Source organism: Nocardia sp. CA-135398, from assembly GCF_050955845.1.
Lineage (GTDB): Bacteria > Actinomycetota > Actinomycetes > Mycobacteriales > Mycobacteriaceae > Nocardia.
The window spans coordinates 6839060-6852850 of sequence record NZ_CP192084.1; the positions used below are offsets into that span (position 1 = coordinate 6839060).

Here is a 13791-nt window from a genome sequence, read left to right on the forward strand (position 1 = left end):
TCATGACCAGCACGGATACCTCGCACGAACGGCGGATCACCACCGCGCTGTTCGCCGCGGGGCTGACCACTTTCGCGTCGATGTACAGCGCACAGGCTTTGCTGCCGAGTCTGTCGGCGGGCTTCGGGGTCGATCCGGCACAAGCCGCGCTGGCCGTGTCGTCGACCACGGGATTTCTCGCATTGGCGATCGTGCCGGTGAGTGCGTTGTCCGCGCGGATCGGTCGGACCAGGGTGATGACCTGGTCGGCGGTGGTGTCGGCCGTCATCGGCCTGCTGCTGCCGCTGAGTCCATCGCTGGAGGTGCTGTTGGCGGGGCGGGCGCTGCAAGGGGTCGCGTTGGCCGGAGTGCCCGCGGTCGCGATGGCGTATCTGGCGGAGGAAATCGACGGGGAGGGGTTGGGCGCGGCGATGGGTGTTTATGTCGCGGGCACGTCGATCGGCGGATTGTCCGGGCGGCTGATTCCGGCATTCGCGTTGGATCTGACCTCATGGCGCTGGGCCGATGCCGCGATTGCGGTGGCGGCGGCCGGTTGCACCGTCTGGTTCGTGCGTGGGCTGCCGCCCTCGCGTGGGTTCGTCGCCCGACCCGCCGGAATGCGTACCGTACTGCGCGATATCGGCGCGCCGTTGCGCCACGGCGGGCTGCTGGCGCTGTTCGGGCTGGCCTTCGTTCTGGTGGGCGGTTTCGTATCGATCTACAACTTCCTCGGCTATCGGCTGACCCGACCGCCGTTCGAATTGCCTGCGGCCGTTGCGGGTTCGGTGTTCCTGCTGTATCTGGCGGGCACGCTCGCCTCGGCCGCCGCCGGGCGCTGGGCCGATCGCATCGGCAAGCACCGCGTGCTCGCGGCTTCGGTCGCACTGATGGGCGGCGGCGTCCTGGTCAGCATCCCGGACCAGTTGATCGCCGTCATTGTCGGGATAGCCCTCTGCACCGCAGGGTTTTTCGGTGCTCACGCGGTGGCGAGCGCCTGGGTCGGCGCGATAGCTCCGGGCGGCGCCGCATCGTCGCTGTACCTGTTCACCTATTACCTCGGCAGCGCCATCATCGGCGGCACGGCAGGCATCGCATATGCGAAGGGCGGATGGGCCGGTCTGGCAGCTTGTGTCGGTGCGTTGATCGTCGTGGCCGCAGTTCTGGTGTGGTACTTGACGATTCACGCTCGTCGCGGATTCGAAGCCGTTGCCACTTCCCCAGTATGCGCCGCCTCCACAGCGTGATCTCCGCGCCACCCGGTGTCGACGCTCATGACCGCGAGGTCGCAGACCAACACGATCTCGCTGCCGCCGAGGGCGAACGGCTGCTTGTGCGCGGACCGAGCCCAGGTGCTCTAGCAATCTGAAAGCAATGACATCAGAAGCCGTCACTCGGATGAAAGCACTGCATTTGAGCAAAATACGCCAGATGCAGAGATGGCCGTCTGTTAACTAGCGGCGCCTGCTGACCGATCTACTACTGTGACCGACATCAGATTCTCTTTCCTTGGGGGTTTCACATGCTGATCTTCGGCTGGCAGAGGCGTCTGCATACGCTCGCCATGATCACCTTGGTCTGCGGCCGCTGCGGCAATCCCGCCGCGCACGCGCTGCGCAGACTCGCCACCACATTCACAATCTTCTTCATCCCGATCCTGCCCCTCGCCAACAAGCACTACATGGAATGCACCTGGTGCGGCGCATCGACACCGCTCGCCGTACCCCAAGTCACCAACCTCATCGCACGCGCCAACGCCGAGAGAATGGGCTCCGGCCAGTACCAGCAGCCCGCCCCGGGCATGCCCAATGCCCAGTGGCCCGGCCCCGGCGCTAACCCCGCCCTCGCCGCACCCAATGCCCACCCGCAGCAGCCTGGTCTCGCCGCACCCAATGCCTACCCGCAGCAGCCCGGTTCCGGCGCACCAAACGCCCACCCGCAGCAGCCAGCGCCCAACACCAACTGGCAGCAACAACCCGCTCCCGGCGCGCCGAACGCTCACTGGCAGCGCTGACCCGAGCGACGTAAGCGAAGCCGACGGCGGCTGCCCCGCCGCACCAACCGGGTCAGCGCCCGGGGCGTCCGTCCGGCTTCGGTTGGGCGATGATCGCGGCCCCCATCCACCGTCGCAGATACCGACGCAGCTCATCGTCGCGCCGTGGCGGATTGCCCGGAGAAACGAAGAACGACTGCATTGTTCGCAGGATGTATTCGACGAGTTCGTGTAGCGACGCGTCGTCGTATCCGTAGCGCTCCCAATCGACGTCGAAGCGTTTGATCATCGTCATGCCGAAGGTTTGCGCCTCTTCGGAGGTCAGGCTCTCGGGGTGCACATTCGAATATGTGCTCGAGAGCAGAATGCCCAGGTGGGGCGTTCGACGCACCTCGGCCAGCGTGTAGACCACCGCCTCGGTCATGGCTTCGACCGGGTCCTCGATACCGCCGACCTGCTGGGTCAGCCGATCCAGAAAACCATCGACAGACGCGATCGCCGCGGCCTGCATCAGCGCGTCCGCACTGGGGAAGTATCGATACACCGTCTGACGGATGACCCCCAGCGACTCCGCGACGTCGGCGATGCTGATCTCCGAACCCGTCCGCCCGATCAGCTCGACCGCGGTGGCGACAATGCGACGGGACGCTTCCTCATCGCTATCCGGCGGACTCCCGCCCCACCCACGCCTTCCTGCCACTGCTCGCTTCCTCGGGCTCGAACGATGTCCGTCGCGTGCGAAACCGACAGCGGGACAACCGCGCCGACCGTCCTGATCAGGGACTCGACGCTACCACATGGCCGTCGTTGTCCCAGCTCGAGCGATTGTCATCATACACTCAGGCCGATCTGTGTATGATCACGACATCGACGCTTCCGCGCGTCCGAACACGGCTACCGCCCCCTGTCGAAATACGAGGTACAGCCAAGTGACCGATCTACAAGTCCGAAAGATGCGCTTCGCATTCGCGGATTACGACGTACCGTTCCTGTGGAACGAACAGAATCCGGCCTTCTCGTCTATGGCCAATGCGGTGTCCTTCCTGGCGATCGGCTTCGAGAAGATGATCGTCAATATGATTCGCGAGGCCATGCCGCGGATAACCGATCCCGAGGTCGCGGAGGAGGCCGACGCGTTCGTGCGGCAGGAGGGGCAGCACTCGACCGCGCACCGCCAGCACGCCAACGGTCTGATCCGGCGATACCCCGGGCTCCAGGAGACCCTCAATGAGGTAATCGCGGAATTCGACCGCCTCACCGTGCAGACCTCCCTGGAATACCGGCTCGCCTACACCGCCGACCTGGAGGCCACCTTCACCCCGGTGTTCAAACTGATGCTCGACAACGATTCAACCCTGTTCCGGCCGGGAGACGACCGGGTCGCATCGCTGTTCATCTGGCATTTCGTCGAGGAAGTCGAACATCGGAGTTCGGCGCTGATCATCTTCGATTCCATTGTCGGCAGCGATGCCTACCGCATGCGCATGGCGCCGTCGATCTTCCGGCACGTCATGAAGGTCATCAAGGTGGCCTGCGCGGGCTTCAACAAGCATGTGCCGCTGGAGGATCGCCGCATCGATGCACTGGCGATGTTCGCGACGCACCGCGGTAAGCAGAAGTTGCGGAAACTGTTGCGGCTGCCCGTCGAGGACAATGGCCCGATGTCGCGCGCATTCGACGATCTACGACTCGGCGAACAACTGATCGCGCTGGTCGGCATCATCCGCAGTCAATTGCCGAGGCACAATCCGGATCACGAGAAACTGCCCGCACTCGCCGATGTGTGGTTCGAACGCTATAACGCGGGATACGACGTATCGTACTGGTACACAGCCGATTCCGTTGCGGCGCAGGGGGACTGATGTCCGATCGTTGCGCACCCACCTTCGACGAACTCGCGAAGTCGCTCGGCTTTTCCTGTCAGGAGGCAGGTGGACTCGTCGAGGTGCGAAACCCCTTCGCATTGGAGAACTGGACGCTGCCGGTCCTCGAATTCACCATCGTTCTCGGCGCGGTGCTCGCGCTGATCTACGCGATTCTGCGGCTGCGTCGGCACGGCGATCCCACCAATCTCGTGGTCTGGTTCGGTGCGACGGCGTACCTGTTCATTATCGAACCGCCGCTGTACTTCCCCGCGGCCTTCGGTATCGACGCACACGTCGACACGATGTTCGCGCACAACGTCTTCACCGTCGATTTCCTCTGGGGTCGACTCCCCCTCTATATCGTCGCGATTTACCCATTGATGGCCACATTGGCCTTCGAAATCGTCCGAATGCTGGGCGTTTTCCGTCGATACGGTGTTCTCGTCGGCGCCGTCTGCGTTGGCTTCGTACACCACGGCTTCTATGAGATCTTCGACCATCTCGGACCGCAGCTGCGCTGGTGGGAGTGGTCGATCGAAAACTCGCTCAATCAGCCGATGTTCGATTCGGTACCGCTGCCGAGTGTGGTGGTATTCGCCGCGCTGTGGCCGATGTCGCTGGCGTTCTTCGTCCAATTGTTCGTGGGTCGCCACGTCGACCAGGGACGCACCTTCTCCGGACCGCAGTTGGTGTGGCGCACTGTCGTCATCGGCCTTCTCGGCTCATTGGGAACCGGCGTATTGCCGATCCCGGCAACGGTTTTCGGTGCCGGGAGCACCTCGGTGCGTGGATTCCTCTATGCGGCCGAATTGGTCATCGTCAGCATCGTCGCGATTCCGGTTCTCACTCGGCAGTGGCTGCGTCTACGGCACGACCGCTCGGACTACACGAATGGATTCGTGCGGGTCTACAGCGTCGTCTATCTAGCCGTGATGGCATTGCTGTGGGTGAGCGCGCTGCCCGACTACTTCGCCGCCGTCGACGGTTCGACGAGCAATGGCGACCCCATCGGAAATCTCTGGTACGCGCTGACGTGCTTCGCGGTCGCACTACTCTGCGTGGTCGCGATCTTCACAGTGCCGTACCAGCCCGACCCGCTACCAGCGGGAGGTCAACGCACCCAGGGCGCCGAGGGCGACGGCGGCGGCAGTGGAGGTGCGCAAGACGGTGGGGCCGAGCAGGGTTACGTCGGCGCCCGCAGCGGCGAAGGCGGTGAGCTCGGAGTCGTCTAGACCGCCTTCGGGGCCGACGATGAGCAGAATTTCGGTGGCCTTGTCGAAGGGCAACTCGACGAAGCGGGCGGTGCCGGATTCGTGTAGTGCGACCGCGATGCCGCCCGCCGCCACGACCGCCCGGATCTTGTCGAGCAGGTCGCGGGTGCGGTGCAGGTCGGCGACCTCGGGGATGTAAGCGCGGCGGGACTGCCGGGCGGCCGAGCGGGCGGCGGCGCGCCATTTCTCAACGGCCTTGCCCGCCTTGGCTTCCCAGTTGGCAATGCAACGCGCGGCCTGCCACGGAACGATGACATCCGCACCAGCCTCGGACATCAACTCGACGGCCAGCTCCGAGCGGTCGGACTTCGGCAGCGCCTGCACAACGGTCACCCGCGGCGTCGCTGGCGCGGCGAGCACCCGGTCGAGCACCTTCAGCTCGAGCCGATCTTTTTGCGCCGCAACGACTTCCGACGCCGCGAGCAGACCCGAGCCATCGGACAGTGTGATCGGCTCGCCGACCCGGATGCGACGGACCGTCGCGGCATGGCGTCCCTCCGGACCGTCCAGCACCGCGATGGCACCCGGCTCCGGAATCTCGGAGAGATAGAAGACCGTGGCGGCCAACGACTATCGCCCGCTGAACGACGCTCGCAGCCGGGCGAAAAGGCCGCTGTTGTGCTCGGACTGCGCCGACATCACCTCGGCGCGTTCACCGGTGCGCATGCCCTTGTACTTGCGCAGCAGATCGGTGCTCTTGGCGTCGAGCTTGGTCGGCACCACGATGTCCAGATGCGCGAGCAGATCACCGCGCGCACCGGAGCGCAGGCGCGGCATGCCGTGGCCGCGCAGCACCGAGATCTCACCCGGCTGGGTGCCCGGCGGAATGGTCAGCTCGGTCGGGCCGTCCAGGATGGTGTCGACGACGACGGTGGTGCCGAGTGCGGCATCGACCATCGGCACCCGAATAGTGCAGTGCAGATCGTCGCCGTCGCGAACGAAGACATCATGCGGCTGCTCGACGATCTCCACATACAGATCGCCCGCATGCCCACCGCCTGGCCCCACCTCGCCCTGCGCGGCCAGCCGCACCCGCATGCCATTGGCGACACCGGCCGGAATCGGCGCGGCGATCTCGCGACGCGCCCGCACCCGTCCGTCGCCACCACACTTGTGGCACGGATCGGGAATGGTCTCACCCGCGCCACGACAGGTCGGACACGGACGCGAGGTCAGCACCTGACCGAGGAACGAACGCTGCACGGACTGGACCTCACCCGCACCACCACAGGTTTCGCAGCGCACCGCCTTGGACTTGCCGTTGGTTCCGGCGCCGTGACAGATATCGCAGAGGATGGCGGTGTCGACGGTCAGGTGTTTGGTCACACCGACCGCGCATTCGGCCAGGCTGAGCCTCGTCCGCAGCAGCGAATCCGCGCCGGGCTGCACCCGGCCGCGCGCCTTGCGCGTCGCGCCGGAGCCGCTCATACCACCGAAGAACGCCTCGAAGACATCGCCGAGCCCACCGAAACCGGCGCCGGTGAAGCCAGCGCCCCCGGCACCGGACTCCATCGGATCGCCGCCCATATCGACGACGCGTCGCTTCTCCGGGTCCGACAGCACCTCGTAGGCGGTCGAAACTTCCTTGAACCTGGCCTGCGCCGCCTCGTCGGGGTTGACGTCGGGGTGGAGCTCCCGCGCCAGCTTGCGGTAGGCGCGCTTGATCTCCTGGTCGGTCGCGTTCTTCGCGACGCCGAGCAGTCCGTAGTAGTCCCGTGCCACTTGAGTTCTCTAGTCCTTGGTTTGCAACAGCATTAGTCGGATGCACTCAACTTTATCCGCCGGAGGATCGAGCGTATCAGCGACGGGGCCTCTCAGCGCTCCGCGAGCACCTCACCGATATAACGGGCAACGGCCGCGACCGATGCGATGGTCCCCGGATAGTCCATCCGGGTCGGACCGAGCACGCCCATACCGCCGAGTACCGCACCCGCAGCACCGTAGCCGGTCGACACCACCGAGGTTCCGCGCATCTGCTCGACCTGGGTCTCCTCGCCGATGCGCACCGTGACAGTGCCCGGATGCTGCGCGGCCGCGAGCAGCTTCAGCACGATCACCTGCTCCTCCAACGCCTCGAGCACATCGCGCAGCGAACCGGGGAAGACGAAGTCGCCGGCGTTGCGGGTCAGGTTGGCGGTGCCGCCGAGGACCAACCGCTCCTCCGGATGCTCCACCAGGGTCTCGACCAGCACGGTCGAGACGCGCACCAGCACATCCTTCAGCCGCACCGGCGCCCGCTCGGGCAGTTCGGCGACGGCCGCGGAGGCATCGGCCAGACGCTTGCCGTCCATCGCGCCACCGAGCATCCCCCGCAGCGCGGCGAGATCCTGGTCATCGATGAGCGCGCCGAGTTCCACCAGACGTTGGTCGACGCGGCCGGTATCGGTGATCACGACCAGCAGCAACCGAGCCGGATTCAGCGCGACCACCTCGATGTGGCGGACCGTGGAAGCCGACACCGTCGGATACTGGACCACCGCGACCTGACGGGTGAGCTGAGCGAGCAGCCGGACGCCGCGGCGCAGCACATCGTCGAGATCGACGCCGGACTCCAGGAATTCCATGATCGCCCGGCGCTCGGCCGGGGAGAGCGGCTTCACCTCGGAGATTCGGTCCACGAACTGCCGGTAGCCCTTATCGGTCGGAATGCGACCGGAACTGGTGTGCGGCTGGGTGATGTAGCCCTCGGCCTCCAGCACCGCCATATCGTTGCGAACCGTCGCGCTCGATACCCCGAGGTTGTGCCGTTCCACCAGCGTCTTCGACCCGATCGGCTCCTTGGTCGCGACATAGTCCGCGACGATCGCACGCAGGACCTCGAAGCGCCGATCCTCGGTGCTCGACATCGGCCCCACCTCCTCGCTCGTCCTCGGGTCCGTCGTAACGGTCACGTGCGCACCGTCCGCATCGACCCGAATTCGATGCAGGTTACTTGGTACGTCTATTTATCCAGTCTAATTGCCTCTTCGACAATTGCCCGTTGCACACCCTGGAGGCTGGTGATCCAGCCCTCCTCGGGACCGACTGACGTTGCGCCGGAGCGAGATCCGAACGCTGACCTCACCGCGCAGCCAGCGGTCCCCGCTATGGTGCTCGGCACTTACCCAGTGCTCACAGACCAGGCCGAGCGATCGGATCTTGTTATCGACCGGCGGCGGCTTCTACTACGGCGGCGACCTCGTTGGGGCGGGAGACCAGAGAAGCGTGGGAGGCGGCGATTTCGCTGGTGTTGGCACTCATGCGGTTCGCCATGAAGCGTTGGGAGGCAGGCGGGATTACGCGGTCGTCGGCCGAGACGAGGTACCAGCTGGGGGTCGAGGACCAAGAGGGGGCGCCGGAGGGTTCGAGGTTGGCGGATACGGCCAGGGAGCGTTGGTGCGCGATCATGTCGGCGGCTACTTCGGGGGATACGTCCTGGGCGAAGACGGAGTTGAAGTAGTCCGGGGCCACGTAGCCGTCGAGGTTCTTGCCCGCCACGCCATTTGCGTCGTCGACGAGACGTATCTGGAGCGCGGGGGGCAATAACTGGCTGCCGGGGAAGCTGATCGGATTGATTTCGAGCAGCGCGGATTCGCCTTGTACGGGGGCAAAGGCCGCAATGTAGACCAGCGCTTGAACTTTCGGGTCGTGGACGTTGCTGATGACGAAGCCGCCATACGAATGCCCAGCCAGGACAACGGGTCCGGAGATCGTGTCCAGAGTGCGCTGGATGGCCGCGGCATCGTAGGCGGGACCGCGCAGCGGGTTGTCGGGAACAACCACTCGATAACCGTGGTCGCGCAGTGTCGCGGCTACGCCGTTCCAACTCGTGGTGTCGGCGAAGGCGCCGTGCACGAGCACGATCGTCGGGAGCGGTTCGGCGGTCGCTGGGGCAACCGCGAGGACGGGCGTGAAAGCAAGGGTGAGCGCCGCGATGCAGGCGCGGAGACTACGGGTGATATTCATCAGAGCCCTGCCTGTCGTCGTTGATGCTGTCGGCTCATGATGTTGTCACCTTTTGCCGAGCACCAACGACAAGATGGACCGATCGGTCGGTCACGCCCTTCTGCGTGAACGCCGACCACGACCACTCGCGAGGACCGCCCGAAGCACGGCACCACCGCCCTCGAGCGCGCGTGATCCCCATCCGCGATGCCGCAGAAGCTAGGGCACGTCGCATAGCGGGTGCCTACCTCGCACACGGTAGGTGTTGTGCGAGGTAGTCACGGCTTGTGCGGGAGCCCGAGTCAGGGCGAATGCCCACCGCGGCGCACCTGCGGCGGCATCGTGATGGGCGAGCCCGCAGCTACAGGTCGGACGTTATTTTGGCCATCTTGCCCGCGAGGGCATCCAGGCCGAGCATCGCGAGCAGAGACTCGCAGTCAGCCGCGTCCTCGGCGTGGCTGGCGACCGTCCGAGCGGCCATCGCGCACTGTCGCGCATTTTCGGCCTTTTCCGCGGCCCGCGCCTCAGCGAACTCGCTCTGCTCGGAGATAAGGGTGATATGTCGTGCCGATGGCATAGGACTCCTTGGGTTGATCCGAAGCCTACGCGTCTTTACCGATCTGTGATAGTGCAACCGCCAGCATTCGAGGAACCCATCCGTGAAGTACGAATGAGTCACAATGCTCGCCGCCGTCGGTATCCAGCAGTGGGAGAACGGTGACCGAGACGGCACCGATGGCGGTCACGAACGGATTTCGCGGAGCGAAGATCCTGAAGACGCTCAGGTCAGCAGGTCTCGGACGACGCCGTCGGCGAGCAGGCGGCCACGGTCGGTGAGGATCAGGCGGTCGCCTGAGCGAACCGCAAGGCCGTCGGCGATGATTCGGGTCGCGGCGGCCGATTCCGTCGGTGCCAATTCGTTCAGGGGCAGACCGGTGCGCAGGCGGATGGTGAGCATGACGCGTTCGGTGTGTTGCTCGTCGTCGGTGAGATTTTCCCAGCCTGCGGCCGGAAAACCGCCGCGGGCGACGGTATCTGCATAGCGCGCAGGATGTTTGACGTTCCACCAGCGGACGCCGCCGACGTGGCTGTGCGCGCCAGGGCCCGCGCCGAGCCAGTCACCGCCGTCCCAGTAGCCGAGGTTGTGCCGACAGCGCGCGGAATCGCCTGCGGCCCAATTGGATACCTCGTACCAGGTGAGGCCTGCGGCGTTGAGGCGTGAGTCGATACGTTCGTAGCGGGCGGCCAGCACATCGTCGTCGGGGGCGGGGAGTTCGCCGCGGCGCACGCGCCGGGCCAGTGCGGTGCCGTCCTCGACGATGAGCGAATAGGCCGAAACGTGGTCGACCTCCGCGCTCAGCACCGCGTCCAGGCTCGCGTCCAGGTCGCTGTCGCGTTCGCCGGGCGTGCCGTATATCAGATCGAGATTCACATGCTCGAATCCGGCAGCGCGCGCCTCTTTCGCGGCGGCCACCGCCCGGCCCGGCGTGTGGGTGCGGTCCAGCACCTTCAGCACGTGCTGGGCCGCGGATTGCATGCCGAGCGAGACCCGGGTGAATCCGGCCGCGCGGATGCGTTCGAAGAACTGCGGTGAGGTCGACTCCGGATTGGACTCGGTGGTCACCTCGGCATCGGCCGCGAAGGTGAAGTTCGCACGCACCGAGTCCAGCACCTCCGCCAAGCCGTCACCGCCGAGAAGTGACGGCGTGCCACCACCCACGAAGATCGTCGCCACCTCGGGCGTCGCGGTCGGCAGCGCCGCGAACCGTTCGGCCGCCGTCGCCAATTCGCCGCGCAGTGCCTCGAGCCAGGACTGCGGTGACGCCGAGGTGCCCAGCTCACCCGCGGTATAGGTGTTGAAGTCGCAATATCCGCAGCGTGTCGCACAGAACGGCACGTGGATGTAGATCCCGAACGGCCCGCCGCCGAAGTCGCGCAGCATGAGGGCAGGCGTCTCGGATTCGATCGGGGCGGCGGAACTCACCCCTCCAGTGTGACCGCCGGTGTCCTGCCCCTGTCACCAAGGGCACCTTGCCGCAAAGATCCGCAATGTCTCGGGTCCGCAGTGATCGGGTCCATCGCGAGATGGCAGTCGGCACAATCCGAGCGAATCGGATATCAGTCGGCGACCACGGTGTTCTGGTTGGCGGTGAGCAGCCAGCGGCCGTCCTCCTTGGCCATGACGTACATCGGCGAGCCCTGACCGGACAGCTGACCGTCGCCGTCGAAGTACCGCTGGACCACCTTGACCGCGGCGACGTCCGGCCGGATGAACAGCACATGCTCGACCTCGTAGGTCGCCGTGCCTTCGCGCATAGCGCCCGGCAGCACCTGGGCGGTGAACTCGGCGATGGCCGCGCGGCCGAACAGGCGCTTGCCGCCTCCGGTCGTCCAGATGGCGTCCTCACGGAACAGGCCGACGAATTCGTCCACGAGCTCGTTCTGCTGGGAGTGCTGGACGGTGGCGACGACCGCACGGATAGCGTCGAGTTCGGTATCGGTACTCATGCCACCGAGCTTGCTACCTCGACCTAGCTCGAGGTCAAACCGAGTGACTCGCTTCACCGGTGACGATCTCGACGAATCACGCGAGGCATTCGGGCCACTAACTATGACAGCCGTCACAATCGGTCCGCATAGTCCAGGGAATTTCCCTCGATTTCGCGGGAAATATGGCCGGGCGGTCGGAAGGGCCACCCTGACGTGGCACAATAGGCCGCATGCGCGGATCTGGAGTACGACTTGTGGCACGTCGCCACGTCGACTACAAGCGCGTCTGCAGCGCCTGCTGTCTGCCCGGTTCGCACCGGTAGCTCAGCGGCGCGCATTCCCGGGATCGCCCGGTAATTCCCGATTTCGACGGACATCGGCCCGCTGACACCGCAGGCGTGAGTTCAGCCCCTCACGCCTTCAGCACGGATGTACCCCCACCCAGCAGGAGCGACCCCATGACGTCGAGCACCGACGCCGGTCCAACGGATCAGCCCGGTTCCGGGCCGCACAGGCGCCCGCAGCGCCCGGCCTCCGAACGACGCGTCCGCCCGGACCGTCCCCGGACCGAGGCAGCGGCGGGTCCGCGAGTCCGCACCGGTAAGCCGGTGCGCCGCAAGGCCGAGGGCCAGTGGGCGCTCGGCTACCGCGAGCCGCTGAACCCGAACGAGCAGTCCAAGAAGGACGACAACCCGCTCAATGTCCGGGCCCGGATCGAGAACATTTATTCCAAGCAGGGCTTCGACAGCATCGACAAGGGCGACCTGCGCGGCCGGTTCCGCTGGTGGGGTCTCTACACCCAGCGCGAACAGGGCTACGACGGCACCTGGACCGGTGACGAGAACATCGACATTCTCGAGGCCAGGTACTTCATGATGCGCATCCGCTGCGATGCGGGCGCATTGAACGTCGCGCAGCTGAAGACCCTCGGCCAGATCTCCACCGAGTTCGCCCGCGACACCGCCGACCTGTCCGACCGCGAGAACGTCCAGTACCACTGGATCGAGGTCGAGAACGTCCCGGAGATCTGGAAGCGGATCGAAGGCGTCGGCCTGAAAACCACCGAGGCGTGCGGCGACTGCCCGCGTGTGGTGCTCGGTTCGCCGCTGGCCGGTGAATCGCTGACCGAGATCATCGACCCGACCCCCGCGATCGACGAGATCGTGCGCCGCTACATCGGCAAGAAGGAGTACTCCAACCTGCCGCGCAAGTTCAAGACCGCGATCTCGGGCCAGCAGGATGTGGTGCACGAGATCAACGACGTCGCGTTCGTCGGGGTGAATCACCCGGAGCACGGCCCGGGTCTGGATCTGTGGGTCGGCGGCGGTCTGTCGACGAATCCGATGCTGGCCCAGCGCGTCGGCGCGTGGGTGCCGCTGGATGAGGTCCCCGATGTGTGGGAGGCCGTCGTCTCGCTGTTCCGCGATTACGGCTACCGTCGCCTGCGCACCAAGGCCCGGCTGAAGTTCCTCATCAAGGACTGGGGCATCGAGAAGTTCCGCCAGGTGCTCGAGGACGAATACCTGAAGCGCAAGCTGATCGACGGTCCCGCGCCGGAGCAGCCGAAGAAGCCGATCGATCACGTCGGCGTGCAGAAGCTGCGCAACGGGCTCAACGCGATCGGCTTCTCCCCCATCGCGGGCCGGGTTTCGGGCACCGTGCTCACCAAGGTCGCCGAGGCGGCGGAGAAGTACGGCTCGGACCGGATCCGGTTCACCCCGTATCAGAAGCTGATCGTTCTGGACATCGCCGACGATAAGGTCGACGCACTGATCGACGAGCTGGAACCCCTTGGGCTGCAGGCACGTCCGTCGCTGTGGCGCCGGAATCTGATGGCCTGCTCCGGAATCGAATTCTGCAAGCTCTCCTTCGCCGAGACCCGCAAGCGGTCCCAGGCGCTGGTGCCGGAGTTGGAGGAGCGGCTCGCGGATCTCAATGCGCAGCTCGATGTTCCGGTGACCATCAATATCAACGGCTGCCCGAACTCCTGCGCGCGTGCGCAGGTAGCCGATATCGGCTTCAAGGGTCAGCTGATCGATGACGGGTCCGGGAATCATGTCGAGGGTTTCCAGGTTCACCTCGGTGGCAGCCTCGGCTTCGACAGCGCCTTCGGTCGCAAATTGCGTCAGCACAAGGTGACCACCAACGAACTCGGTGACTACATCGAACGGGTGGTGCGCAACTTCATCAAGCACCGCGAGGACGGCGAACGGTTCGCTCAGTGGGCGGTTCGTGCCGACGAGGCCGACCTTCGGTAAATGGGAGAACTAGC

General features: G+C 65.5%; 13 protein-coding genes and 1 pseudogene. 6 read left to right on the forward strand and 8 right to left on the reverse strand.

Annotated features, from left to right (window positions below; translation table 11 throughout):
* Positions 1–2: 2 nt before the first annotated feature.
* Entirely contained in the window at positions 3–1223 is a 1221-nt protein-coding gene (locus ACQP1T_RS30450) for an MFS transporter (RefSeq protein ID WP_433756472.1), read from the forward strand.
* Positions 1224–1498: 275 nt separating this feature from the next.
* The gene (locus tag ACQP1T_RS30455; RefSeq protein WP_433756473.1) at positions 1499–1990 is read left to right on the forward strand and encodes a zinc-ribbon domain-containing protein; all 492 of its coding nucleotides are present in this window, start codon (positions 1499–1501) and stop codon (positions 1988–1990) included.
* Positions 1991–2042: 52 nt separating this feature from the next.
* On the opposite strand, the gene ACQP1T_RS30460 is transcribed toward ACQP1T_RS30455, so the two are convergent.
* Positions 2043–2669, reverse strand: coding sequence for a TetR/AcrR family transcriptional regulator (locus ACQP1T_RS30460; RefSeq protein WP_433756474.1), 627 nt, complete (start codon positions 2667–2669; stop codon positions 2043–2045).
* A 229-nt stretch (positions 2670–2898) separates the two neighbouring features.
* Here ACQP1T_RS30460 and ACQP1T_RS30465 point away from each other — a divergent pair, with 229 nt between their 5' ends.
* Together ACQP1T_RS30465 and ACQP1T_RS30470 are read left to right on the forward strand one after the other, a co-directional pair.
* On the forward strand, positions 2899–3831 hold the full coding sequence (locus tag ACQP1T_RS30465) for a metal-dependent hydrolase (protein WP_433756475.1): 933 nt from the start codon (positions 2899–2901) through the stop codon (positions 3829–3831).
* Positions 3831–4916: pseudogene (locus ACQP1T_RS30470) on the forward strand (hypothetical protein); the annotation flags it as partial. The gene ACQP1T_RS30465 and the pseudogene ACQP1T_RS30470, both read left to right, overlap by 1 nt.
* Positions 4917–4931: 15 nt before the next feature.
* Here the strand turns inward: ACQP1T_RS30470 and ACQP1T_RS30475 are convergent.
* The 7 genes from ACQP1T_RS30475 to ACQP1T_RS30505 form a co-directional block, all read right to left on the reverse strand.
* Entirely contained in the window at positions 4932–5672 is a 741-nt protein-coding gene (locus tag ACQP1T_RS30475; RefSeq protein WP_433756476.1) for a 16S rRNA (uracil(1498)-N(3))-methyltransferase, read from the reverse strand.
* Positions 5673–5675: 3 nt separating this feature from the next.
* The gene (gene dnaJ, locus ACQP1T_RS30480; protein WP_433756477.1) at positions 5676–6827 is read right to left on the reverse strand and encodes a molecular chaperone DnaJ; all 1152 of its coding nucleotides are present in this window, start codon (positions 6825–6827) and stop codon (positions 5676–5678) included.
* A gap of 92 nt (positions 6828–6919) precedes the next feature.
* The gene (gene hrcA / locus ACQP1T_RS30485) at positions 6920–7951 is read right to left on the reverse strand and encodes a heat-inducible transcriptional repressor HrcA (protein WP_433756478.1); all 1032 of its coding nucleotides are present in this window, start codon (positions 7949–7951) and stop codon (positions 6920–6922) included.
* Between the two features lie 295 nt (positions 7952–8246).
* Complete coding sequence (locus tag ACQP1T_RS30490; RefSeq protein WP_433756479.1) at positions 8247–9050, reverse strand: alpha/beta fold hydrolase; 804 nt, start codon at positions 9048–9050, stop codon at positions 8247–8249.
* Between the two features lie 340 nt (positions 9051–9390).
* The gene (locus ACQP1T_RS30495; RefSeq protein ID WP_433756480.1) at positions 9391–9606 is read right to left on the reverse strand and encodes a hypothetical protein; all 216 of its coding nucleotides are present in this window, start codon (positions 9604–9606) and stop codon (positions 9391–9393) included.
* Positions 9607–9810: 204 nt separating this feature from the next.
* Positions 9811–10971 carry a radical SAM family heme chaperone HemW gene (gene hemW, locus ACQP1T_RS30500; protein ID WP_433762427.1) on the reverse strand — a complete coding sequence of 387 codons (1161 nt, stop codon included), beginning with the start codon at positions 10969–10971 and terminating at the stop codon, positions 9811–9813.
* A 176-nt stretch (positions 10972–11147) separates the two neighbouring features.
* Positions 11148–11537, reverse strand: a complete 390-nt coding sequence (locus tag ACQP1T_RS30505; RefSeq protein WP_433756481.1) for an SgcJ/EcaC family oxidoreductase — start codon at positions 11535–11537, stop codon at positions 11148–11150.
* A gap of 212 nt (positions 11538–11749) precedes the next feature.
* On the opposite strand from ACQP1T_RS30505, the gene ACQP1T_RS30510 reads away from it, so the two are divergent.
* Together ACQP1T_RS30510 and ACQP1T_RS30515 are read left to right on the forward strand one after the other, a co-directional pair.
* A complete protein-coding gene (locus ACQP1T_RS30510) occupies positions 11750–11842 on the forward strand; it encodes an Ms4527A family Cys-rich leader peptide (RefSeq protein ID WP_357302009.1) in 93 nt (30 codons plus the stop codon).
* 135 nt (positions 11843–11977) lie between these two features.
* A complete protein-coding gene (locus ACQP1T_RS30515; protein ID WP_433756482.1) occupies positions 11978–13777 on the forward strand; it encodes a nitrite/sulfite reductase in 1800 nt (599 codons plus the stop codon).
* The last annotated feature ends 14 nt before the right edge of the window (positions 13778–13791 follow it).